We start from the raw sequence: 23,606 nt of genomic DNA on the forward strand, positions 1-23,606 counted from the left end.
GCCGGGCTCGCCTCACTGTCTGCTAGCACGCCACGGCGGGCACTAGCAGACACGGCCCGTGCTAGCACACAATCGCCATGAGGGCGCGCAGCGCTCGCAGCTGCGCTCGGCTCCCAGCTGCTATGAGCGGCTCAGCTCGGCCGTGGCCGGCCCGGCGATGTCCAGTTCGAGGACGCGGAGGCCGGCCTCCTTGGCGTCGTCAAGCAAAGAGCTCTCAACCTGGGAGGTGGTGAGCACCATCGCCGTGGGGCCCGCCCCGGAAAGGTAGGCGGCGTGGCCGCGGTTGCGCAGGCGGTTGACCCACTCGGCTGTTACCGGCAGCACGTCGGCGCGGTACGGCTGGTGCAGGCGGTCGCGGGTGCCCTCCCACAGCAGCTCGGGGTGGTGCTGCAGCGCGGCCGTCATCACCGCGGTGCGCGAGACGTTGAAGCGCGCGTCCGTGTGCGTGACGTGGCTGGGCAGCACCTTGCGCACGGCGTTTGTGGAGGCGTGGAAGTTGGGCACCAGCGCGATCGCCCGGATGGACTCGTCCACCGGGATGCGCACCGCGCGGTACTGGGGCTTGGAGCCGTCCACCGGGATCTCGGTCCAGGACACCACGCCGCCGCCCAACACGGAGGCTCCCGCGTTGTCCGGGTGGCCCTCGAACTCGGAGGACAGCTGCACCACCTCGTCGGTGGACAGGGGCGAGCCGGCCAGCGTGTTGGCAGCCACCACGCCCGCCACCGCGGCCGCCGCCGAAGAACCCAGGCCGCGGGACTGCGGGATGGTGTTGTGGCAGATCACGCGCAGGCCGGGCGCCTCCACGTCCGCGGCCTTCAGCCCGGAGCGGATCGCCTTGACCACCAGGTGGGAGTTGTCGCGCGGGAGGTCATCCGCTCCCTCTCCGAAGATTTCCACCTCGAGGCCGGAATCCGTCACCTCCACCTCAACCGTGTCGTAGATGCCCACGGCCAGGCCCAGGGTGTCAAAGCCGGGGCCGAGGTTGGCCGATGAGCCGGGCACCGTGACGGTGGCCTTCAGGCCGGGTTGGAGATCTGTTGCCATGGCGTGCGCCTGCCTTTCTTCGCTGGTGGGGGGGATGCGCGCGCTAGTCCTGCAGCCGCAGCACGGAGTTGACGGAGCGGACATCCTCGTGGTCGGCGAGGCGGCGAACAATGTCCTGCAGGTCGCGCTCGGTGGCCTGGTGCGTCACCACCACCAGGTGGGCGCCGTCGCCGGCCTCCTCCTGGCGCACCGCGGAGAGCGAGACGTTGGAGTTGGCAAACTGGCGGGCCAGGTCCGCCAGCACGCCCACGCGGTCATTGACCGTCATGTTGATGTGGTAGCGGGTGGTCACCTCCTCGAAGCCCACCACGGGGTAGTCCGCGTACGGGTTCTCTGCCGGGGCGCGGCCGCCGTGGATCTTGTTGCGGGCCGCGCCCACCAAGTCGCCCAGCACCGCGGAGGCGGTGGGCGCGCCGCCGGCGCCGTTGCCGTAGAACATCAGGCGCCCGGCTGCCTCCGCCTCGACGAAAATTGCGTTGTAGCTCTTGTCCACGGTGGCCAGCGGGTGGTCGTTGGGCACGAGCGTCGGGTGGACGCGGGCGTTCACGGCGCGGGTCTCCCCATGTTCGTCGTAAAGCCGCTCGCAGATCGCCAGCAGCTTGATGGTCTGGTTCGCGCGCTTGGCGGCCGCGATGTCCTCGGCGGTGATGTTGGTGATGCCCTCGCAGTACACGTCGTCGAAGGTCACGCGCGTGTGGAAGCCCATGGAGGCAAGGATGGCGGCCTTCGAGGCGGCATCGTGGCCCTCCACGTCCGCCGTCGGGTCGGCCTCGGCGTAGCCCAGGCGCGTCGCCTCCGCCAGCGCGTCCTCGTAGCTCGCGCCAGTGGACGCCATCGCATCCAGGATGAAGTTGGTGGTGCCGTTGACGATTCCAGCGATGCGCTCCACCTTGTCGCCGGCCAGGGAGCGGCGCAGCATGCCCACTACCGGGATCGCCGCCGCCACCGCCGCCTCGTAGTAGAGGTCCACGCCGGCCTCGTTCGCGGCGTCCGCGAGCTCGGAGCCGTGCGCGGCTACGAGCGCCTTGTTGGCCGTGACCACGGACTTGCCTGACCGCAGCGCCTTGAGCACCAGCTCGCGCGGGTAGTCGATGCCGCCGATGACCTCCACCACCACGTCCACGTCGTCGCGGTCGATCAGCTCGTGCGCGTCGTCGGTCAGGTACAGGCCCTGCACTTCGGGGGCATTCTTGTGCTTGTCGACGTTCGACACCGCAACGCCTCGCACCTCAATCGGGCCGCCGATCCGGTGCTCGAGATTCGACGAGAACTCGGCGATCAGGCGCAGCACCTCGGTGCCGACGGTGCCTTTGCCCAGCACCGCCACGCCGACCGGCTGGCCGATGCCCTTGCCCGGGTAGTTGCCGTTGCTTTCCACCGCCGCAGCGTGTTCGAGGCTCATGCGTTCCCTTTGCGTTTGTCTAGTTGGTGTCTCGTTCATTGACTGGTTGTGCGCTTAGCTGCGCGCAAGTGTACAGCTTTGTCTACTACGCCGGCGCCCGCTTCTGCGCAGCGCGCGGCGGTCGCCCGGCTACGCCTCGCGGGCGAGGAGGTCCTCCACCGTCTCGCGGCGCAGCATCGGCGTGACGCGCCCGGCGCGCACCGAGACCACGGCGGGGCGGCCGAAGGCGTTGTAGTTGGAGCTCATGGAGTAGCAATACGCGCCGGTAGCGGCCACCGCGATGAGGTCGCCGCGGGTAACGTCGTCGGGCCACGCGGCGTTCTCCACCACGATGTCGCCGGACTCGCAGTGCGAGCCGACGAGGCGGGTGGCGGTGGGCTCCCCTTCGGCGAAGCGGTTGACCAAGCGGGCGTCGTAAAGCGATGCATATAAAGCCGGGCGGATGTTGTCGCTCATGCCCCCGTCGACGGAAATGTAACGGCGCGTGGCCGTGTCGCTGACGTGGACATCCTTGACCACGCCGGCGGAGTACACCGTCACGGTGGAGGGCCCGACGATGGCGCGGCCCGGCTCCACCACCACGGTGGGGGCGGCGATGCCCAAGTCATCGGCCACCTCCTGCACCTCGCGCAGGAGGTCCGCGGCCACGGCGCGCACGTCGAGCGGGGCCTCGGACTCGGTGTAGGCGATGCCGTAGCCGCCGCCGAGGTCCAGGTAGCCCAGCGCCACGCCCAGCTCGCGGAAGATGTCGGCGTAGAGCTCCAGCACGCGCTCGGCGGCCAGCTTAAAGCCCTCGGCGTCGAAGACCTGGGAGCCCACGTGGGCGTGCAGGCCCGTGAGCTCGAGGTGGGGCGAGGCGATGGCGTCTCGCGCCGCCTCGTACGCGTCGCCGGAGGCGAGCGAGATGCCGAACTTCTGGTCCTCGTGGCTGGTGGCGATGAACTCGTGGGTGTGGGCGTCCACGCCCGGCTTCACGCGCACGAACACGTCCTGCACTGCGCCCAGCTCGGCGGCGATCGCGGCGAGCTCTGCCAGCTCCTGGCGCGAGTCGATCACCACGTGGCCCACGCCGGCCTGAACGCACAGGCGCAGGAAGGAGGCGGACTTGTTGTTGCCGTGCACCGTGACACGCGCCGGCGGGAAGTCCGCGGCGAGCGCGATGCGCAGCTCGTTCTCGCTGGCCACGTCGAGCGCCAGGCCCTCCTCGTCCACCCACTTCGCCACCCGGCGGGTGAGAAAGGCCTTGGAGGCGTAGTGCACGTGCTCCGGCGCGCCGAAGGCCTCGGCCATGTCGCGGCAGCGGGAGCGGAAGTCATCCTCGTCCACCACCATCACCGGGGTGCCGTATTCCTCCGCGATTTCCGTCAGCGGCACGCCGGCGACGGTGACCACTCCGTCCTCTTCGCGGCGCGCGGTGCGCGGCCAGACGTGGGCGGGCAGCCCGTTGAAGGCTTCGGTGGTCGCCGCGGCGGAGGCCGCGGAGCGGCGTCGCGGCGCACCGGCGCCAGGGCGCTGGGAGGCGGGCTGGTCTTCGCGCGGGCCCGGGGTCATCCACTGTTCCATCTCGGCCGCCCCCTACATCCGCTCCGGCGCGCTCACGCCGATCAGCTCGAGTGCGTTGGCCAGCACCTGCCGCGTGGCGCGCGCCAGCGCGAGGCGGGCGGCGTGCACGGGCTCGGGGGCCTCCCCCGCCTTGGGCAGGATCTGGCAGGAGTCATAGAACTTGTGGAAGCTGCTGGCCAGCTCCTCGCTGTAGCGAGCGATGCGGTGGGGCTCGCGCAGCTGGGCGGCGGCGCGCACCACGCCCGGGTACTCGCCGAGGGTGCGGATCAGGTCGCCTTCCTTCTCGTGGTCGAGCAGGGAGAGGTCGGCACCTGCATCGCTGCCCAGGCCGGCCTCGGCCGCCTTGCGGTCGATGGAGCACAGGCGCGCGTGGCCGTACTGCACGTAGTAGACGGGGTTGTCGGAGGACTGCTTCGTCCACAGATCCAGGTCGATGTCCAGCGTGGAGTCCACCGAGGAGCGCACCAGCGAGTAGCGCGCGCCGTCCACGCCGATGGCGTCCACCAGGTCATCGAGGGTGATCACGGTGCCGGCACGCTTGGACATCTTCACGGCTTCGCCGTCGCGCACCAGGTTGACCAGCTGGCCGATGAGCACCTCCACGGCCTCCGGGTTGTAGCCCAGCGCCTGGGCCGCGGCGCGCAGGCGCGCGATGTAGCCGTGGTGGTCCGCGCCCAGCATGTAGATGGCCAGGGTGTGCCCGCGGTCGAACTTGTCTGCCACGTACGCGATGTCACCCGCGATGTAGGCCGCGTTGCCGTCGGACTTGATCACCACCCGGTCCTTGTCGTCCCCGAAGTCGGTGGAGCGCAGCCACCACGCGCCCTCGGACTCGTAGAGGTTGCCGTTGTCCTTGAGCGTCTGGATCGCGCGGTCCACCGCCCCGGACTCGAACAGGGAATTCTCGTGGAAGTACACGTCGAAGTCCACGCCGAAGTCATGCAGGGACTGCTTGATCTGCGCGAACATCATCTCCACCCCCTCGCGGCGGAAGGTTTCCTGCACCTGCTCGGGGGTGCCCTCGAGAGCATTGCTGTGCTTGTCGACGATCCCTTGAGCGATCTCGCGGATATACGCCCCGCCGTACCCGTCCTCCGGGGTCGGCTCGCCCTTCGCCGCGGCCACCAGCGAGCGCGCGAAGCGGTCGATCTGCCCGCCGTGGTCGTTGAAGTAGTACTCCCGGGTCACCTGAGCCCCGGAGGCCTCCAGCACGCGGCCGAGGGAGTCGCCCACCGCGGCCCAGCGGGTGCCGCCCAGGTGGATCGGGCCCGTCGGGTTGGCGGAGACGAACTCCAGGTTGATCTTCTGGCCCGCGTAGAGGTCCGAACGGCCGTACTCGCGGCCCTGCTGGAGGATCTGGGCGACGAGCTGCCCCTGGGCGCCGGTGGCGAGTCGCAGGTTGATGAAGCCGGGGCCCGCGATCTCGGCGGCGGCGATGTTGGGGTTTGCTAGGAGGACGTCGACAAGCAACTGCCCCAATTCGCGCGGGTTCATGCCGGCCTTCTTGGCCACCTGGAGCGCCACGTTGGTGGCGTAATCCCCGTGCTCGGGGTTGCGGGGGCGCTCCACCGTCACGGTCTCCGGCACGGTCGATTCCGCGGCGGCGGCATCCATTCCGCGCTGGCCCAGTACGTCCACCGTGGCCTGCCTAATTACTGTTGCTAAGTCAGCTGGCGTCATGGGCCGACAGTCTAGTTCAGCCCCGGGGGGCAGAAAACTTACCCGCACGCTATGGAATGTCTGGCCGAGGTGTCATAATTCGCTGTGGATCACAAGGGCACCGCGGTGATGAGCGGCGGCACAGCCCTGTCGTTCCTCCTTTTCCAGCCCGGTTCCGGCGCAGCGCCGGTGCCGGACCGAACCCATCTAGACAAGGAACGCGTTTATGGAACAATTCCAGGTGTTCACCGACGCCGTCGGGGGCAGCGTCGGGCTTTCGGCACTGGTTTCCACCCTGCCGCTTCTCACCTTCTTCATCATGCTGCTGGGCTTCAAGGCCCGCGCGCACACCTCTGGCCTGGTCGCCTTGATTGTGGCGATCCTGGTGGCCATCCTGGGCTTCAACATGCCCACCGGGATGGCGCTGTCCTCCGCCCTGCGCGGCGGTCTCTACGGCCTCTTCCCCATCGTCTGGGTGATCCTCACCGCGATCTGGTTCTACCAGATCACCGTGGCCTCCGGCCGCTTCGAGGACCTGCGCCTGGTTTTTGACAAGATGGGCAACGGCGACGTGCGCATCCAGGCCATGCTGATCGCGTTCTGCTTCGGCGGCCTGCTCGAGGCGCTCGCCGGCTTCGGCGCACCCGTGGCCATTACCGCCACCATGATCCTGGCGCTGGGCATCGAGCCGCTCAAGGCAGCCACCGTGGTGCTGATCGCCAACACCGCGCCCGTGGCCTTCGGCGCCGTGGCCATCCCGATCACCACCGCCGGCGAGGTCGGCGGCCGCACCCTGGAGCAGACCGAGAACATCGCGGCCATCATCGGCCACCAGACCCCGCTGCTCGCCTTCTTCGTGCCCTTCATCATCGCCTTCATCATCGACGGCTGGAAGGGCGTGAAGGACACCGCGCCGGCCGCGTTCACCATCGGCCTGTCCTTCGGTATCGCCCAGTGGTGGACCTCCAACCACTTCGCCTACCAGCTCACCGACGTCATCGCCTGCATCGTCTCCCTCGGCGCTGCGTTCCTGCTCCTGCGTTTCTGGAACCCGCGCGGCCTCGAGGGCATGCGCTCTCGCCTCGGTCTCGAGGACACCCGCGGCTCCGAGGAGATCCACCTCCCCGCCAACCGCGTGGCCATGGCCCTGTTCCCCTACGCCGTGGTGGTGGTCATCTTCGGCCTGGCCAACCTGGGCAGCACCATCCCGACCTGGCTGAAGAGCTTCAAGATCTCCTTCCCGTGGCCGGGTATTGAGACGGGCAAGCTGCTCAACGCCACCGGCGGCGAGGTAAAGACGGACTACTCGTTCGCGTACCTGAACAACCCGGGCACCCTGCTGGTTATCTCCGGCCTGATCGTGGCCATCGTCTACATGATCTTCAACGAGAACGGCCGCTACTCCCTCACCTGGGGCCAGGTGGGCAAGGAGTTCGTGGACACCGTCTACCGCATGCGCTGGTCCGCGGCCACCATCTTCTTGGTGCTGGCGCTGGCGTACGTGATGAACTACTCCGGCCAGACCGTGACCATCGGCGAGTTCTTCGCGGGGCTCGGCGGCGCCTTCGCCTTCTTCGCCCCCATGCTGGGCTGGGTGGGCGTGGCCGTCACCGGCTCGGACACCTCCGCCAACGCGCTGTTTGCCAACCTGCAGGTCACCGCCGCCGACCGCCTCGGCCTGAACCCGGATCTGATGCTCGCCGCCAACACCACCGGTGGCGTTGTGGGCAAGATGATTTCCCCCCAGTCCCTCGCGATTGCCGCAACCGCGGTAAACATGGAGGGCAAGGAGTCCGAAATCTTCAAGAAGGTCGTGGGCTGGTCGTTCGGCTTCCTGATCGCCGTCTGCGTGATCGTCTTCCTGCAAACGAACATCTTGAGCGGTCTGGCTCCCGTTGTCCCGTAAGGCTGCTCTAAAGTAATACTTTGCAGCCAAGCTCGACTGCCAAGCGTCTATCAACCGCCTTTCTAAGGAGTCCCAATTGCGAGTAGCGCTGTTTTCTACTTGTATCGGTGACGCCCTCTTCCCCGACGCGCACAAGGCTTCGGCACTTGTGCTCTCGCGTCTCGGTTTCGAGGTCGTGTTCCCGGAGTCGCAGACCTGCTGCGGCCAAATGCACGTCAACACCGGCTACCAAGAGCAGGCGATGCCCATCGTCGAGAACTACGTTGACACCTTCTCCGACCCGTCCATCGACTACGTGGTCGTGCCCTCCGGTTCCTGCACCGGCGCCGTGCGCGAGCAGCACGTGATGCTCGCTGAGCGGTTCGGGAGCAAGGCGCTTGTCGACGGAGCCAAGCAAACGTCAAAGAAGACCTACGACCTGTCCGAGTTCATCGTGGACGTGGCCGGCACCTACAACGTGGGCGCCTTCTTCCCCCACCGCGTGACCTACCACTCCTCCTGCCACTCGCTGCGCTTCATCAAGGTCGGCGAGCGCCCGAAGGAGCTGCTGCGCAATGTGGAGGGCCTCGAGCTGGTGGACCTGCCCAACGCGGAGGAGTGCTGCGGCTTCGGCGGCACCTTCTCCGTGAAGATGCCGGAGGTGTCTGCGGCAATGGTCTCGGACAAGACCCGCCACATCAAGGAGACCAACGCGGAGTACGTCACCGCGGGTGACTCCTCCTGTCTGATGAACATCGCCGGCGCAATGAGCCGCCAGCACAACGGCGTCCGCGCCCTGCACATGGCCGAGATCCTCGCCTCCACCAAGGAGCACCCGTGGACCCCGACCTCGGCCGCGTACTCGAGGGAGAAAATGCTGTGAAAGTTGCACTTGGCAAGCCCCAAATGCCGCCCCACGCGGTGGGCCCGAACCACCTGCGCGGCACCGAGAAGTTTCAGAAGGCCGCTCACCACGAGCTGGACAACGTAACCAAGCGCCGCAACCTGCAGTACGCCACCACCACCATCCGCGTGAAGCGCCAGAACGCCGTGGACGAGCTGGATGACTGGCAGGATCTGCGCGAGGCCGGCTCCACCATCAAGCAGGACGTCATGTCCCGCCTGCCGGAGCTGCTCGAGGAGTTCGAGCGCAACGTGACCGCCCGCGGCGGCCACGTGCACTGGGCCCGCGACTCCAAGGAGGCCAACGAGATCATCGCCCGCTTGGTCAAGGAGACCGGTGAGAGCGAGGTGGTCAAGATCAAGTCCATGGCCACCCAGGAGATCGCGCTGAACGAGGAGCTGGAGAAGCACGGCATCCACGCGCAGGAGACGGACCTGGCGGAGCTCATTGTCCAGCTGGGCGATGACTTCCCCTCCCACATCCTCGTGCCGGCCATCCACCGCAACCGCGCCGAGGTGCGCGACATCTTCGTGGACCGGATGCCCAACACGGACGACACGCTCACCTCCGACCCGACCGAGCTGACCAACGCCGCGCGCCAGTACCTGCGCGACCAGTTCATGAGGGCCAAGGTGGCCATCTCCGGCGTCAACTTCGGCATCGCCGAGACCGGCACCGTGTCCATCGTGGAGTCCGAGGGCAACGGCCGCATGTGCCTGACCCTGCCGGAGACCCTGATCTCCGTCATGGGCATTGAGAAGATCCTCCCCTCCTTCGATGACCTGGGCGTGTTCCTGCAGCTGCTGCCGCGCTCCTCCACCGCGGAGCGCATGAACCCGTACACCTCCCTGTGGACCGGTGTGACGGAGGGCGACGGCCCACAGAACTTCCACATCGTGCTGATTGACAACGGCCGCACCGCCGCCATGTCCAACGAGATCGGCCGCGAGGCGCTGAAGTGCATCCGCTGCTCCGCCTGCCTGAACGTGTGCCCGGTCTACGAGCGCGCCGGTGGCCACTCCTACGGCTCCGCCTACCCGGGCCCGATCGGCGCCATCCTCACCCCGCAGCTCACCGGCATCGACTCCGCGGAAGACCCGAACAGCTCCCTGCCGTTCGCGTCCTCCCTGTGCGGCCGCTGCAACGAGGTCTGCCCGGTGAAGATCCCGATCACCGACATCCTGCTCGACCTGCGCTACCAGAAGGCCAAGGAGGAGCCGACCCGCTGGGAGCAGGGCGCCTTTGCCGGCATCTCCCTACTGTGGGGCAACCCGAAGCTGTGGAACCGCGCCGTGCGCATGGTGGCGCTGGGCCGCATCCTCGGCGGCCGAAACGGCGAAATCGAGACCATGCCGCCGCCGATCTCCGGCTGGACCGAGTACCGCGACGTTGCGGTGCCGCCGAAGAAGTCCTTCCGCCAGTGGTGGGACACCGACGAGGCCCAGGAGCTTCTGGCCAACGCCCGCAGGGAGGGCATCCCCAGCCAGAAGGGCCACGCCGACGCCGACAAGCTGATTGAGACCCCGGAGGAGTTCAAGTAGTCATGACCACGAAGATTTCTTCGGACGCCGGCGCCGCGCAGCCGGGCTCCTTCGGCGACGACGAGCGCCGCAACGCCGACGCGAAGCAGGAGATGCTCAAGCGCATCCGCGACGCGCAGCAGCTCTCCGGAACGCCCAAGCACGTCGACGTGGTGCGCAACTACAACACCACCTCCGACAAGGGTGCAGATGAGCTGCGCGAGCTGCTCATCGACCGCCTGGTGGACTACGGCGCGGCCGTGGTGGAGACCACCGAGGCAGACCTCGCCGCCGACATCAAGAAGGCGATCGAGGACCGCGACTGGAAGAACCCCGTCTACGCCCCCGGCATGGACGAGAAGCTCTTCGCCGAACTCCCCGGCGCCCGCCCGGACGACACGTCCAAGGACCCGCGCGATCTCGGCGACGTTGTGGCGGTCACCGACTCCCACGTCACCTGCGCCGTCACAGGCACCATCGTGCTGCAGGCCGACGACGTTTGCGGCCGTCGCGCCCTGTCGCTGGTGCCGGACCACCACGTGTGCGTGGTCCGCCCCGAGACGGTGGTCTACGGCGTGCCTGAGATGATCGGCCGCCTGGACCCCCTGAAGCCGAACACGATGATCTCGGGCGGCTCCGCCACCTCGGACATCGAGCTCGTGCGCGTCGAGGGCGTCCACGGCCCCCGCGACCTGGTGGTGATGGTGCTGCACTAGCACCTGCGAGCTGAGCGCAGCTGAGCGCAGCTGAGCGCAGCTGAGCGCAGCTGAGCGCAGCTGAGCGCAGCTGAGCGCAGCTGAGCGCAGCTGAGCGCACAAAACGGCCGGCCCTTCCTTTCGGAAGCGACCGGCCGTTTTGCTGTCATTGTTTCCCGTGCCACGCTTTGTATCGCGCGCAGGAATGAGTATGGCGGGCCAACGTTCGAGGAGCGTTGAATCGGGCTGTGTGTTCCTCCCCGGTTCTTTGTCATTGCGCTGGGTTGCCCCGGGGGCCGGAGCGCGGAGGGCGATTTCAAGGCGGAGGCCCCCGGGTGCTAGGCTTTTCACGTTGGCAGCTGCCGCTGCCGGCGGATGTCTTCGTAGCTCAGTGGATTAGAGCATCGGTTTCCGGTACCGAAGGTCGCAGGTTCGAATCCTGTCGGGGACACAGTGTGTCATCAGTCGCGACATAGTTGACAGTTCAGTCGCGACATGGTGGACAAACCGGCACCTTGGTTTTTTGTTTTCTGGGGTGCCGGTTTTGTTGTTTGTTAGGCCAGGGGTGGTTGGCCGTGTTTCCAATATGGTTTTTGGTAGTTGCGGGATGTGTCGATGTAGTGCTCGGTGATGATCTCGCCGGTTTCTTTCAGTGATGTGGTGATGTGGTTGTCGGTGATGACCATTAAGACGGGTTCGCCGGCGTATTTCCTGCCGATGCCGAGTTGGTAGAGCTTGCCGGCGTAACGCACGGTGACTTTGCCGTTGGGGGTGACGATGTCGTTGCGGATGCGCCATTCTTCGGTGGGGTTGTCGTTGGGTTCGGCTTTTGTGCCGGTGGTGTAGACCTCGGCTGGGGTGCGTCTGCCGAGTGCTCGGTGGGGGCGTTGGGTGTTGTAGTAGTCGGCGAATTCGTCGAGGAGGCGCTGCAGTTCGCTGATGGTGGTTGCTGGGGGTTTGGCGGCTATCCATTTTTTGAGTGTTTGGTGGAAGCGCTCAATTTTGCCCTGGGTTTGGGGGTGTCCTGGGCGGCCGTTTTTCTGTTGGATGCGGTGCTCGTTGAGGGTTTTCTCGAATGCGTTGCGCCCACCTTTTGCCCCGGCTAGGCGGGCGGTGAAGACCAGGCCGTTGTCGGTCAGTGTTGATGCTGGTGGGCCGTAGGTGGTGATCAGGCGTTGGAGTTCGGCGGCGACGGCTGGGCCGGTGAAGGCGTGTCTGGCGGTGATTGACAAAAGGTAGCGGGAGTGGTCGTCGATGAAGTCGAGGACTTCGATTCGGGTGCCGTCGAGCAGGTAGAGGTGGGTGATGTCTGCTTGCCAGCATTCGTTGGCCATAGCGGCTTCGAACCGAATGTAGGCGCTGCGCGGTTTTTTCTTCGGCTGCGGGCTCACTAGCCCGGCGTCGGTGATGATGCGGCGGATTGTAGAGGTTGACGGCACGCGCATTCCTTGCCGTTCCAGGTGGAAGGCGATGGTGTCGGGGCCTGCGTCGAGGCCAGATTTCACCAGCTCTTTGCGCATGTCGATGATGCGGTTTCGCAGTGCCTGCGGCACTGCTTGAGGGTGAGTGTGGGGTGCGCGGGATTTCGGCGCGATGGCCTGCGCACCGCCGGCGTCGTACTCGGCGAGGATTTTGTAGACGCGTTGTCTGGAGATGCCGAATCGTTTCGCAACCTTGGCGACGGGCTCTCGTTGCTCCCGGACGGCTTTATGTGAGCGCTCTTCGAAATGTAGCCCACTGGCGCTCTTTGAAAAGTAGCCCAGTGTGGTCTTGGGTTATTGTGCCTGATGCGGTTGCGGGGCGGGGGTTGTTGCGGGGATTTCTCTGCCTTTGATGCGGTGGCTGGTGCCTCGGTGTTGGAAGATTTTGGCGTGGTGGACGATGCGGTCAACCATCGCGGTGGCGACAGTGACGTCGCCGAAGCATTGCGCCCATTGGGAAAATGCCAGGTTGGACGTGACAATGATGGAGCCGTGTTCGTACCGGCGGGACACGAGCTGGAAGAACAGGTTCGCGGCGTCGGCCTCAACTGGGATGTAGCCGAGTTCGTCGATGATGAGCAGGTGGTAGCCGCTTAAGCGTTTCAAGGTTGGTTCCAACCTGCCCATCGCGTGTGCTTCGGTCAGCGTGTTGACCCACCCGGCGGCGGTGTCGAACAAGACCCGGTAGCCTTGCTGGGCTGCGGTGACGCCGAGTGCTGTGGCGAGGTGTGTTTTACCGGTGCCGGGCGGGCCGAGGAGGACGACGTTTTCGGCGGTGGCGACCCACGCGCCCGTTTCAAGACGGGCGATCTCTGCCCGGTCGATTGCGGGTTGGGCGGTGAAGTCGAAGTCGGCGATGGTTTTTATCGAGGGGAAGCCGGCGCGTTTGACGCGTTGGGTGGCGCCGGATTCTGCTCTGGCGGTGGCTTCGACAGACAGCACTGCGGCGAGGTATTCCTCGTGTGTCCAGGATTCGGCGCGGGCTTGTTCCGCGATGGTTGCGTGGATGCTGGCGATGCGGGGTGCTTTGAGCTCCCTGGCGTAGCGGTGGATTGTTGCGGTGGTGTCGTGTGCTGGGGTGCGGGTCATGCCGTGGTCCTTTTCGCAGGGCTTGAGGTGATGCGGTCATAGACGGTGAGGTCGGCGGCGGCGATGTCGAAGCTGGGTTTCGGTGCAGGCGTGGTTGCGCGCTGCTGGCGCATTGCTTTGGCCGCGGCCTGGTGGGCGGGGTCGGTGATTGTGCGGCTTTGCGCCCAGATTGTTTGGTGGGAGGCGATTGTTTCCCCGCCCGGGCCGGTCAAGATGACCTGGTGCAAGGTGGTGTGCACCGTGACGAGTCGGTCGACGTAGGCGGGGTCGACGCTGTAGTGGTTGGTGTCGACGGTGACGTAGTAGTTACGCGGCAGCCGCACTGCGGGGCGGGTGCCGAAGGTCGGTGTGTATGGCGGTAGCGGCCGCATCCCGGCCCGATCTGTGGCGAAGGCTTCCGCTGGTGAAGTCTTCAACACCGCGTGTGTTCTCACGTTGGCAACGGTGGTGAACCAGTCGTCGAGCTGGGCTTGCACATCCTTCGGACTGGTGAAGCGCCGTGCCGGGAAGAACGAGGTTTTCATGTACCCGTTGGTGCGCTCAACGACGCCTTTGGATTCCGGGTCCCTGGGTGGGGTTTGCACGATCTTGCAGCCCAACGCGCCGGCGAACGCGATCACCGGTTCGCACAGTCTGGCTCTGCCGATGCCGGATTCGCGGTCCCACACCAGTCGGGTGGGAACCCCTGTGAAGGTGTGCTCGAGGAGATCCCACATCCCGGCCAGCAGATCATCGGTGGTGCGCGACGGCAAGATCCGCGCCCCGGCGAAACGGGAATGAGCAGCAACCATCACCAACACCGGCAGCTTGCGAAACGCTCCGGTGTCATCGGGCAGCCCGCCCGGAGCGAACGTCAGGTCGCACTGGATCTCATGTCCCGGCAGGTGGTCCAACGTGTCGACCGGATCTGGTGGAAGGTATTCCGGGCGTATTTTGGCTACGTTTTTGCGGAACCATGATTCTGACCCTTCCCAACCGACCCGCTGAGCGATGACCTTCGCATTCAACCGGGGCGACTCGGCCAACAGGGCGCGCACCGCCGGCTCATAGGCGTCGAAACTCGTTGGCCTTGCCGGGCGCGGGGAATACTCCGGTGGCGATTCGGATGCTAGTGCGCGTTCAACGGTCTTTTTCGCGCAGCCGACTTCCTCAGCGATCTTCCTGATTGATAGTCCCTGCCCACGCAGGAACCGAATTTGAGCCCATTGATCCAAAGAAATCACCCATCCAATCTTTTTCGGATGGGCTACATTTCGAGGAGCGTTTTGGGCTACTTTTCAAAGAGCGCTGACACTTTAACAATGGCGAGGTTGCGGTTGGGGCTATTCATTTGTCAACTATGTCGCGACTGAGGTGTCAACCATCACCCCAAGTACTTTCGGGGGGCTAATTGTCGCCTATGTCGCGGCTGATCTGACAACCATCAAGAACCTTTTCCCAGGCACACGGTGTCAACTATGTCGTGACTTCAGACACTGTCGGGGACACAGTGTGAGCCGGGGGTTTCGATTAACTTTCCGAAATCATGAAGTCTCGAGACATCGTTCCTACGGTGCCTCGAGATTTTCGATTTCGGGTTTCCCGAGTTCGTTGTGCGTCTTGTTGTTGTAGATGAACAGTAGAGGCGCTTGCACTCAGAGGCTGTGGCTTCGTTCGCTCGATGGCGGGGTTTTGCAGCGCTCCATGGCGGTCTTGTTGCTGCGATCACGCAAGACTGGCCGCGGGTAGTTGTTGGGGTCTGAACCGAGAGGGATGCGCCCGGTCGGGGCCGTTTGGAACGCTGCCCCTACGTCAGAGCCCGAAGGCTCCGCCGCTGACGAGGATCACGATACCGAGGCCGATGAGAACGGTGGGAAAGAGGATGTGCTCCCAGCGTTCGAGCACTTCCGCGATCGGGGGGCGAGTGGCGACGAACTTTGCCAGGGCCACCAGGACCGCAACGAGCGCGAGGAAGATAACGCAGTAGGTGACTACTGCGAGAGGTTCCACGCTGAGGAATACAGGGGTGTAGACGCCGATGTTGTCGCCACCGTTGGCAAAGGTGACGCCTGCGACTGTCCCCACGCCGACCTTCTTGCCGGAAACCTTGGCCTCGTCGTCATCGTCGTCATCGTCCCCGCGCCAGGCCTCCCATGCGGCCCAGAGGCCGATGCCCAGAGGGATGAGACCAAAGTATGGAATGGCTGCCGGGGGCAGGAATGCTCCGGCGCCGATGGTCACAAGGATCGCGGCGACGAGGATGCCGGCAAATCCGAGGTACTGGCCGGCCAGAATACGGGCGGTAGTGCCGCTCTGGCCTGCCCCTCGCGCGAAGAAAAGGGAGAGCACGATGATGTCGTCGATGTTGGTAGCTGCGAACAGGCCTATCGCCTGCAAGACCGTGGTGAGCATTACGCGCCCTCCCCAGCTGCGTAGCACCCGGGAAGCGAGCAGGCGGGATCGATGCACGGGGCGTCTTCGTCTACTGCCAAGGTGGCATCGACCAATGCAGTCAGCGCCTGCGCCAGGTGCGGATCGGCGATCTCGTATCGCGTCCGACGACCCTCGGGCTCGGAGACGACGATCCCGCAATCGCGCAGGCATGCCAGGTGGTTGGACACGTTCGGGCGCGTCAGGTTCAGATCTCGGGACAGTTCCGCCGGGTAAGCGGGATGGTCGAGCAGGGTCAAGATGATCCGGGATCGAGTGGGGTCGGCCAGTGCACGACCCAGGCGGTTCATCACGTCGAGACGCGAAGTAATAGTCAGCATGCACTGAACTATACAGCGAGCACTGAACTAGTCAAATTCCGGGTAGCGGTGCAGCTGTGTGTGCTGCCTAAGAGACAGTGGAAGTAGCAGAGATGGCAGAGTTTCCAGCAAAAGTTGCGAAAACAGCCTCGCCAGCTCGAGATTCACGTTGCGCACGAGCCTGGCGCAGTTCGGGAGATCGGTTTTCAGGCCCCAAGCAATGACCCGAACGGGACAACACTCGATGGCCTCATCATCTTGAACCGGGAAGGCCCAAACAAACTTATCTACCTCATCCGCAGCCTCGACTCGATTCCCGTTTGCAGCGGGGGCACCTCGGGGTTCGACGACGGTTCGCGCCGCCAAGGAGAGCCTTGCCGGATGGAGTGCCGAGAGGGACAACGAGGGAGACAACACTGGCGGCGGTGCTTACTTGGTTGAACCACGCTCGTTTCTGGTAATCGGCCCATGTGCGATTTGTGCCGCGCCGAAGGCAACCGAATTGGCTCCAAGTTCCGTAGCTTTGAAAGTTTCCGCTCGAACGGTAAGTCACCGGAAGAGCTCAACTTTGACGAACTTGTCGAGCGTTCACGGTGGAGCAACCCGGTGTAGCCGGGGTGTAGCCACTAACCCGCTACAACTGGTCGCGGAGTTAACTGAAACCGCCGGGTCGGAGGTCGCGCTACGCGCCATCTGTCTCCCCCAGATCGCACCCAGCGACACCCAGCGCGCCTCCCCTACCCGCTGCGCCGTCGCATCTTCGCGCGGCGCATGTCGATCGCCAGCGCGATGCCGATCACCGCGGCGTGCTGGCGCTCGTCGAGGCCGGGCTCCATGCGTACCCGGTAGCTCGTCTTGCCCGTAACCGCGCGGCCGAGGCCGCTGAACTCCGCGTCCACCCGGGCAAAGGGCCGGCCCTGGGATGTCAGCACGTAGTTGAGCTGGAACACCTCACCCTGGATCTCCACCCCCGGAAAGCCCGCGATCTCCACGTCAAACTTGGACCCGATCCACGCGAAGCGCTTGGTTAGGCGGGCCAGCTGCATTGGCGGCTCCACCAGGTGCACGACGTAGGTGTCGCGGACGAGGTCGATGGGGTCCTCGATACTGAGCACGTGCGCGCCGGACGCGTCGAACACCTCCACCCCGCGGGAGGCCTTGACCACGTCGCTCATTTTCAGCGTCTGGCGGGCCGTGAAAAGTAGCTCGCCGCCGGGCGTCTGGATGGCAAACTCGTCGCGCCCGAGCGCCTTCGTCTGCGTGACCACGATCTCTTGTTGCGTCAGCATGGCCCCGAGCGTAGCGAGCGCAGCGACTCCCCGCCCCCTCCCCCGGGCCCTAGCGCCCGCGGCGCTTCTGCGCCAGCGTGGCCAGCATGGCCGCCACCGCCAGGACCACGGCGGACAGGAAGATAGGGGACTTCCAGGCCGCGGATACATCGCCGCCCGCCACGAGCAGGGATGTCAGCATCCCCGCCACCAGGCTTGCTGCCGCAAGGACGGCCGTCTTCGTGCTGTTCATGTCGCTTACCTCCTTCGACAAAGCTTCGTCAAAACCGGGTTCGCGCTAGCAGGCGGCCGCGGCGCCGGTCAGCGCGCCGGCCACGCCGCCCACCACAGCGCCGGTTGCGGTGCCGATGCCGGGCACGGCCGAGCCCACAGCTGCGCCGCCGAGGGCCTCAGTGCCGGCGCCGCCGGCAATGCCTGCGGCGCACTTGCCCCAGTCGCCCCACCAGCCGTAGGTGGTCACGCCGTTGGCGCTCACCACGTCCACGCGCAGCTGCGAGTCGGAGCGCTGGGTGTAGACGAAGCGCACGTCAGAGCCGTCCTTGTCCTTCGCGGTCGCGGGCAGCGCCTCCACAACGTTGCCGGCAGCGTCGAGGACCTCGATTGCGTTGTGGGACTGCGCGAAGTGGGTGCCGTCGACAAGCGAAATCTCCAAACCCGCGCCATCCGCGGTCGGGGTGTAGGTGGCGGCCTCCTGCGGGGCCGCAGTCTCGGCGTGGGCGGTGCCGGCGGTGAGGATGGTTGCCGCGGCCAGGGTGGCTGCGGCTGCGCTCTTGAGGTTCATTGGTTCTCCTATCGGTGCGTGCGGCCAGCGTTTCCGGCCTTGCTTCCAGACGCTATGCCCACCCGCCCAGCACCCGCCAGCCCACGGGCCGGACTCGGTACGAAGGCTGTCTCCTTTACACATCTCCCAGCCCCCGCAACGCGGGCCGGACTCGGTACGAAGGTGCATGGATTGTGGCGTTTCGTGCCGCGCGCGCAAAAAGAGCAGCAAAAAGAACACCCGCGCCGACGCTGGCGCGGGTGCGGAGGTGCCGGGCGGACGCTAGAACTCGGCCGGCATAACGATCCAGGCCACGATGTACGCCAGGACACCCGGGAGGATGCCGGCGAGCACGAGGACGCCGAAGACCAAGCGCACCAGGGTCGCGTCGACGCCCAGGTACTGGGCAATGCCGCCGCACACGCCGGCGATCATCTTGTCTGTCATGGAGCGGGTGAGCTTGCGCTCCGGCGGCTGGTTGTAGGTGGGGTACGGGGAGCTCATGACATATGCCTTTCTTTTGAACACAATCTCGGTTACACCACCCATTAAACGGATGCGCGGGGAAGCCGGCAACGGGGTTTACCCCGATTTCGGCCCCGAGTTTTCCTCGGCTTCGACGATGGCCCGCAGGAAGCGCAGGGCGCCGGCGCGGTCCTGCTCGCCGGTGGGGTCGAACACGAGCCTGCGCACCGTCTCCACGTGGTCCGGCACCGCGACCTCGAGGCGGCGCCACCCCTCCTCCGTCAGGGAGACCATCACGCCCCGGGAGTCGTCCTTGGCCGTGCACTTGGACACCAGCCCGCGCTTTTCCATGCGGGTGATCTGGTGCGACGCGCGGGAGCGGTCCCACCCCAGCTCGACGCACAGGTCGCGCAGCCGGATCTCCCCGCCCGGGGCCTCCGACAGGTTCACCATCACGGCGTATTCGGGCGACGAGAGGCCGGAAACCTCACGCAGCGCGTCGTCGATGCGGCGCGTGATCTTGACCGACGCCGCGATCATGTGGCGCCAGAGCTGCTGCTCTTCCTCACTCAACCAGCGGGTCTCGTTTGCTTCCGACACCGTTCACACCTCTCCGGGAAAAATTGTTGTTGACACGTCATACTAGGTTGCTACTATGGGGCCCGACGCCGAGTGGCGCAACTTACACAATCAGAACACACAGGAGCGATACGCAATGGCAAATCTGCACGGAACCTGGAACATCGACCCCGTCCACTCCACCCTGAGCTTTGTGGTCCGCCACGCCATGGTGACCAAGGTGCGCGGTTCCTTCACCGACTGGAACGCAACCGTGACCGTGGATGGCGACGACCTGGCGCAGTCCCGCGCCGAGGCATCCATCAAGGTGGCATCCGTGGACACCCGCATGACCGACCGCGACGAGCACCTGCGCTCCGCGGACTTCTTCGACGCCGAGCAGTTCCCAGAGGCGACCTTCACCTCTACCGCCGCGGACATCGACGCCGAGGGCAACGGCACCGTGACCGGCGACCTCACCATCAAGGACGTGACCAAGCCGGTCACCCTGAAGGTGGAGACCCTCGGTGTGGCGGAGGACCCGAGCGGCGAGACCCGCTGGGGCTTCGAGGCCAGCACCACCATCGACCGCACCGAGTTCGGCATCGACTTCAACGCGCCGATGAACTCCGGCGGCCTGCTGCTATCCAAGGACATCAAGGTGGAGATCGAGGGCTCCGCAACCCGCGCGTAGCCGCGGGCGCCCGCCTCTTCCCCTACGCTCCACGGGCCGCCTTGAGCTCGTCCATGGAGTAGGTGCGCGCGGCCGCCACGCGGTCGAAGCGCTGGGGGAAGCAGGTGAGCACCAGCACTTGGGCGTTCTTGCCCACTTGTGAAAACAGCGCGTTCATGCGCGAAAGCCGCTCGGGGTCGGTAGCCCCGAGCGCGTCGTCCACCACCACCGGAACCGGGGTGGTGGATCCACTGTCTGTGACCACATCCGCGATGGCGAAGCGGGTAAGGATGGCCAGCTGCTCCCGGGTGCCGCCGGAGAGCTCAGTCAGGGGGACGGTCACGCCGTCTACGGTGCGCTCGCTGATAGTGAGGTCCTCGCCCAGGTTGAAATCCACGCTGGGGCCGAAGAGTGTCCGGGCGCGGTTGCGAATCGCCTCGTTAAAGGGGGCGGCGTAGCGGGCGCGCGCCGCGTCGCGGTGGGCCCGCATGGTCTGCCAAAGCAGCTTCGCCGCCTCCGCGCGGCGGGTGGCGCGGGCCAGCTCCGTCTCGGCGGCGTCCAGCTCCGCCTCCGCGCGGTCGGCGCGCTCCGCGGCACCGGCGGCGAGGTCGATGTGGCCGGAGAGCTCCGCCACCCGGTTTTGCGCCTCGGCTCGACGCGCCTCGAGGTTGGCCAGGCGCGCCGCGGCACCCTCCAGCAACTGCTGGGCGAGTTCCGGATCGGCCTTTGCCAAGTCCGCGTCCAGCGCCTCAACGGCGGCGCGTGCCTCCTGTTCCGCGGCCTGGGCGGCGACAACCGCGGCATCCAGGTCCGCCGCCGCGGCCGCCTCCGCCGCCTTGGCCAGCTCAGAGGCGGCGGCTTGCGCCTGCGCCGCCTTCGCCTCCAGGCGCGTCTGGAGCACCGTGAGCTCGTGGGCCGCGGTCTTCTCGGAGTATGGCTTGAGGGCGGCCTCGGCTACCTCAACGTCGCGCTCGGCCGCGGCGAGGGCCTGCTGCGCCTCCTTTAGCGTCTGCTCCGTCTCGGCCTCGCTCGGCTGCTCCGCGTTGCCAGCGGTTTCGGCCGCCGCGGCGAGGCGGTCGCGCTCGGCGCGCAGCTCGTCGGCGTCGGCACCAGCGCCGGCCAGGGCGTCCTCGCGGCGCTGGCGGGCCGCCTTCACCTCGGCGGCGTGGGCGGTGCAGGCGTCTCGGGCGTCGCGGGCCGCGGCCACGGTGTCGCAGCCGGCCTCCTCTAGCAGCGCGGCCAGCTCGCCCTCGGCTCGCTCAACGGCCTCGCGCGGATCGCCCGCGCCCTGCGCTGCGCGGAAAACCACGGCAAAGTCGCCCAGGGTTAGGGTGGTGCCTTCGAAGACGGGGACGGCCTCGGTGCCGTCGATAAGCAGCTGCTCCCCCTCCACCACCGCAGTCTGGCCCGCGGCGGTGATCTCCAGTTTGGCGGAGGCGGCGTCGCGCAGCCGGCGCTGCAGCGTCACCTGGTTTTCGGCCTGCTCGAGGGCGCGGACGTCCTTGTCGCTCACCTCGCGCTCGGGGGCGCGGCGCAGCAACTCGGCGTACGCGTCCTCGGCGGCGGCGATGCGCTGGAGCTGCTCGTCCACCACCCGCAGGCGGTGCTGCGCGCGCACCCGCTCGCGGCGCGCCTCAGCCACCTTCACCCCCTCGCGGGCGGCGCCCAGGTGGCGTTTCGCGTCCTCCACCGCGCGCGTGAGCTCACCTATCTTTTCGGCCTCGGCGTCGCGCGCCTCGGTGGCGGGCCCGAGCTTGCCCTGCAGCTGTTGCTCCTGCTCGGCGGCCTCCTCCGCGCGATCCCGCAGCGCGGCCCGCGCGGCTACGTCCTGCTCAGCGCGCTCGCGCGTCACCGTCGCGAGCGCAAGCCGCTCCCGGGCTTGCTCGGACTTGGCCACCACCTGGCCCGCGGCCTCGTGCTCTGCCTGGCGAACGCGCAGCTCTTCCTGCGCCTGCGGCAGCTCCTCTCCGATCGCCTCGATCTCGGCGCGCTTGCGCTCCACCTCCTCCACAAACCCGGCGAGGCGCTCCACCTCCTGCGCGTGGCGGCTACACTCCTCTCGCGCCTCGTCCACGGCCGTGAACAGCGCCTTGTAGCTCGCCTTCTCCTTCGGCGGCTCGGCGGCGGTGAAGTAGCGGGCGTACTCGGCCTCGATCGCCTGCATCAGCGCGGTGTCCTCCTCCCCCGCCTGCTCGCCGCCTGCCTGCGCGTCGAGGGCCTTGCTTATCGACGGTATGCCCGCCGCCGCAATCCCCGGCTCCAGAGCGCCCTGGCGCAAAAACAGCGTGGTGGCCAACGAGGTGTCCATCTGCTCCGCCAGGATGCGCTCCAGCTCGTCGTCCGCCTCGCGGCCGGTGAGGTTGCGGCGCACGGGTGCGGTGACGGTGAGCTCGGCAAGCTTGGCCTTCAGCCAGCGTTTGTGAATGGTAAAGCTGTACTGCCCCACGGTGGCGCTCAACGTCACCTCAGGGCCGGTGTCTTTGCCGGCCGGCGCGTAGATCTTCATTTTCTTGCCACCCGCGGTGTGGCGCTCGCGCAGGACCGTGTCGATCGCATCCAAGATGGTGGATTTCCCCGCCTCGTTGCAGCCGTGGATGATAATCACCCCGGTATCCGGCAGGTTGGCCAGCTCGAGGTGCTCGATGCCGCGGAAGTTATCAATGGTCAGGGCGTGGATGCGCATGGTTAATTGGCCTCCTTGGACAGGCGGAAGAGCAGGTTGACGGCGTCCTTCGCGGCTTGGGTGTCCGCGCCCGGCGCGGCGGCGAGCTCGACCAGCTCGCGCATCGCGTCGCGCGCGTACCCGGTCAGCGGCAGGTTTTCCATCTCCTCGGCGCCCGGCTCGAGGTGCAGGCTCATCAGCCGCTCGCGCGGGTAGAGGGCAGCGAAGACCGGCTCGAGGGCCTCCAACCCCCGCTGCAGGGTGCCGGTGGCCTCCAGCCCCAGGGTGCCGGTGAGCGCGTACTTGATCACGGTGCGGTCCTTGACCGGGTACTCGCGCAGCTCCGCAAGCACGGCGTCCACGTCCGCGGCGTCCGCCACCTCCCAGGAGCGGACCTCGAACGCCCAGCTGCCCGTGGCCGCCTTCTCCACCTCCACGGTCGAGTTCGTGCCCTGCTTGTCCACGCTCACCACTAGGGCGTTGCCGGAATCCACCTCGCCGCCGGCTACTTCCCCCGCTCCGCGCTCCAGGTAGTCGGTGGTTTCGGGCGAGCCGGAGTACCAGATCTTCCCGGTCCGCCCGAGGCTGTGGGTGGAGTGCGTGTCGCCCAAGGCGACGTAGTCCAAGGTGCCGTCTCTTAGCAACGGCTCCAACACGCCGATATCAATCACGGCCGCGGTGTCCTCGTCACCGAACCCCTCCACGGCGCCGTGGCCCACTAGCACGCGGATGCGCTCGGTCGGCTCGAGGCCGCGCACGGCCCTAGCGCAGAGGTCCTCGGCGGCGTGCTTGGCAGTGAGCGGCGCGCCGATAAGCTCCACCCCCTCGGCCACCTCCAGCGGCTGGGAATCGGTGATCACGTGCACGCCGTCCGCCTCGGCGGCGCGGGCGAGGATGGAATCCGCCACGAGCGGGTCATGGTTGCCGGGTAGCAGGTAGACGGGCACCGGCAGGGCGCGCAGTACCTCCTTTGCGCGGCCGAAGGTGGAGCTCTCCAGCGAGTTGTGTTCGAAGACGTCGCCCGCGACAACGATGAACTCCGCGCCGCGCTCCCGGGCGAGCTCCCCCACCCGCTCCACGGCGCGCAGCCGTGCATCGTCAAACCGCGATTGCGCCTCGGGGCGGAGGAACTTGCGCTTCATGCCCAGCTGCAGGTCCGAGGTGTGGATGAAGGTGGTTTTCGTCATGCCCCAACCTTTACCAGCCCCGCCCCACACGCACCCCA

21 protein-coding genes and 1 tRNA gene are annotated in these 23,606 nt (G+C 66.6%); 6 read left to right on the plus strand and 16 right to left on the minus strand.

Going from position 1 to position 23,606, the window contains the following annotated elements:
- Positions 1–120: 120 nt before the first annotated feature.
- The 4 genes from thrB to argS form a co-directional block, all read right to left on the minus strand.
- Positions 121–1,047: a homoserine kinase gene (gene thrB / locus BN4252_RS05870; RefSeq protein ID WP_066527501.1), complete on the minus strand. Its 927-nt coding sequence runs from the start codon at positions 1,045–1,047 to the stop codon at positions 121–123.
- 43 nt (positions 1,048–1,090) lie between these two features.
- Positions 1,091–2,449 (minus strand): homoserine dehydrogenase, encoded by a 1,359-nt coding sequence (locus BN4252_RS05875; protein ID WP_066527504.1) that lies wholly within the window; start codon positions 2,447–2,449, stop codon positions 1,091–1,093.
- Positions 2,450–2,578: 129 nt separating this feature from the next.
- The gene (lysA, locus tag BN4252_RS05880; RefSeq protein ID WP_078056798.1) at positions 2,579–4,000 is read right to left on the minus strand and encodes a diaminopimelate decarboxylase; all 1,422 of its coding nucleotides are present in this window, start codon (positions 3,998–4,000) and stop codon (positions 2,579–2,581) included.
- A gap of 24 nt (positions 4,001–4,024) precedes the next feature.
- The gene (argS, locus tag BN4252_RS05885; protein WP_066527508.1) at positions 4,025–5,692 is read right to left on the minus strand and encodes an arginine--tRNA ligase; all 1,668 of its coding nucleotides are present in this window, start codon (positions 5,690–5,692) and stop codon (positions 4,025–4,027) included.
- A gap of 205 nt (positions 5,693–5,897) precedes the next feature.
- On the opposite strand from argS, the gene BN4252_RS05890 reads away from it, so the two are divergent.
- The 5 genes from BN4252_RS05890 (at position 5,898) to BN4252_RS05910 (ending at position 11,126) form a co-directional block, all read left to right on the plus strand.
- Positions 5,898–7,577 carry an L-lactate permease gene (locus tag BN4252_RS05890; protein WP_066527513.1) on the plus strand — a complete coding sequence of 560 codons (1,680 nt, stop codon included), beginning with the start codon at positions 5,898–5,900 and terminating at the stop codon, positions 7,575–7,577.
- Positions 7,578–7,653: 76 nt separating this feature from the next.
- Positions 7,654–8,439 (plus strand): (Fe-S)-binding protein, encoded by a 786-nt coding sequence (locus BN4252_RS05895; protein WP_066527516.1) that lies wholly within the window; start codon positions 7,654–7,656, stop codon positions 8,437–8,439.
- Positions 8,436–10,001 (plus strand): LutB/LldF family L-lactate oxidation iron-sulfur protein, encoded by a 1,566-nt coding sequence (locus tag BN4252_RS05900; protein WP_187370929.1) that lies wholly within the window; start codon positions 8,436–8,438, stop codon positions 9,999–10,001. The genes BN4252_RS05895 and BN4252_RS05900 overlap by 4 nt, the downstream gene beginning before the upstream one ends.
- A 92-nt stretch (positions 10,002–10,093) precedes the next feature.
- Positions 10,094–10,696, plus strand: a complete 603-nt coding sequence (locus BN4252_RS05905; RefSeq protein ID WP_066529211.1) for a LutC/YkgG family protein — start codon at positions 10,094–10,096, stop codon at positions 10,694–10,696.
- Positions 10,697–11,052: 356 nt separating this feature from the next.
- Positions 11,053–11,126: transfer RNA gene (locus BN4252_RS05910), tRNA-Arg, on the plus strand.
- A gap of 103 nt (positions 11,127–11,229) precedes the next feature.
- Here the strand turns inward: BN4252_RS05910 and BN4252_RS05915 are convergent.
- The 10 genes from BN4252_RS05915 to BN4252_RS05965 form a co-directional block, all read right to left on the minus strand.
- On the minus strand, positions 11,230–12,438 hold the full coding sequence (locus BN4252_RS05915; protein ID WP_066527519.1) for an IS481 family transposase: 1,209 nt from the start codon (positions 12,436–12,438) through the stop codon (positions 11,230–11,232).
- Between the two features lie 12 nt (positions 12,439–12,450).
- Complete coding sequence (istB, locus tag BN4252_RS05920; RefSeq protein ID WP_066527521.1) at positions 12,451–13,245, minus strand: IS21-like element helper ATPase IstB; 795 nt, start codon at positions 13,243–13,245, stop codon at positions 12,451–12,453.
- Positions 13,242–14,468 carry an IS21 family transposase gene (gene istA, locus BN4252_RS05925; RefSeq protein WP_143341177.1) on the minus strand — a complete coding sequence of 409 codons (1,227 nt, stop codon included), beginning with the start codon at positions 14,466–14,468 and terminating at the stop codon, positions 13,242–13,244. Before istA ends, istB begins: the two co-directional genes overlap by 4 nt.
- Positions 14,469–15,036: 568 nt before the next feature.
- Positions 15,037–15,636, minus strand: a complete 600-nt coding sequence (locus tag BN4252_RS05930; protein ID WP_066527524.1) for a cadmium resistance transporter — start codon at positions 15,634–15,636, stop codon at positions 15,037–15,039.
- A complete protein-coding gene (gene cmtR, locus BN4252_RS05935) occupies positions 15,636–15,995 on the minus strand; it encodes a Cd(II)/Pb(II)-sensing metalloregulatory transcriptional regulator CmtR (RefSeq protein WP_066527527.1) in 360 nt (119 codons plus the stop codon). The genes BN4252_RS05930 and cmtR overlap by 1 nt, the downstream gene beginning before the upstream one ends.
- A gap of 716 nt (positions 15,996–16,711) precedes the next feature.
- Positions 16,712–17,263, minus strand: a complete 552-nt coding sequence (locus BN4252_RS05945) for an LURP-one-related/scramblase family protein (RefSeq protein ID WP_066527530.1) — start codon at positions 17,261–17,263, stop codon at positions 16,712–16,714.
- 49 nt (positions 17,264–17,312) lie between these two features.
- Positions 17,313–17,495: a hypothetical protein gene (locus tag BN4252_RS05950; protein WP_066527532.1), complete on the minus strand. Its 183-nt coding sequence runs from the start codon at positions 17,493–17,495 to the stop codon at positions 17,313–17,315.
- Between the two features lie 45 nt (positions 17,496–17,540).
- Positions 17,541–18,044 (minus strand): hypothetical protein, encoded by a 504-nt coding sequence (locus BN4252_RS11460; protein ID WP_222859809.1) that lies wholly within the window; start codon positions 18,042–18,044, stop codon positions 17,541–17,543.
- A 261-nt stretch (positions 18,045–18,305) separates the two neighbouring features.
- The gene (locus BN4252_RS05960) at positions 18,306–18,527 is read right to left on the minus strand and encodes a PspC domain-containing protein (RefSeq protein ID WP_066527536.1); all 222 of its coding nucleotides are present in this window, start codon (positions 18,525–18,527) and stop codon (positions 18,306–18,308) included.
- Positions 18,528–18,605: 78 nt separating this feature from the next.
- On the minus strand, positions 18,606–19,028 hold the full coding sequence (locus BN4252_RS05965; protein ID WP_066529217.1) for a MarR family winged helix-turn-helix transcriptional regulator: 423 nt from the start codon (positions 19,026–19,028) through the stop codon (positions 18,606–18,608).
- A 175-nt stretch (positions 19,029–19,203) separates the two neighbouring features.
- Between BN4252_RS05965 and BN4252_RS05970 the strand changes: the two genes are divergently transcribed.
- Positions 19,204–19,740 carry a YceI family protein gene (locus tag BN4252_RS05970; RefSeq protein ID WP_066527538.1) on the plus strand — a complete coding sequence of 179 codons (537 nt, stop codon included), beginning with the start codon at positions 19,204–19,206 and terminating at the stop codon, positions 19,738–19,740.
- A 22-nt stretch (positions 19,741–19,762) separates the two neighbouring features.
- Here BN4252_RS05970 and BN4252_RS05975 read toward each other — a convergent pair whose 3' ends face one another.
- Positions 19,763–22,402: an AAA family ATPase gene (locus BN4252_RS05975; protein WP_066527545.1), complete on the minus strand. Its 2,640-nt coding sequence runs from the start codon at positions 22,400–22,402 to the stop codon at positions 19,763–19,765.
- A 2-nt stretch (positions 22,403–22,404) separates the two neighbouring features.
- Complete coding sequence (locus BN4252_RS05980; protein WP_066527564.1) at positions 22,405–23,568, minus strand: metallophosphoesterase family protein; 1,164 nt, start codon at positions 23,566–23,568, stop codon at positions 22,405–22,407.
- Positions 23,569–23,606 lie beyond the last annotated feature (38 nt).

Origin of the sequence: Corynebacterium bouchesdurhonense (assembly GCF_900078305.2) — a bacterium.
GTDB classification, from domain to species: Bacteria; Actinomycetota; Actinomycetes; order Mycobacteriales; family Mycobacteriaceae; genus Corynebacterium; species Corynebacterium bouchesdurhonense.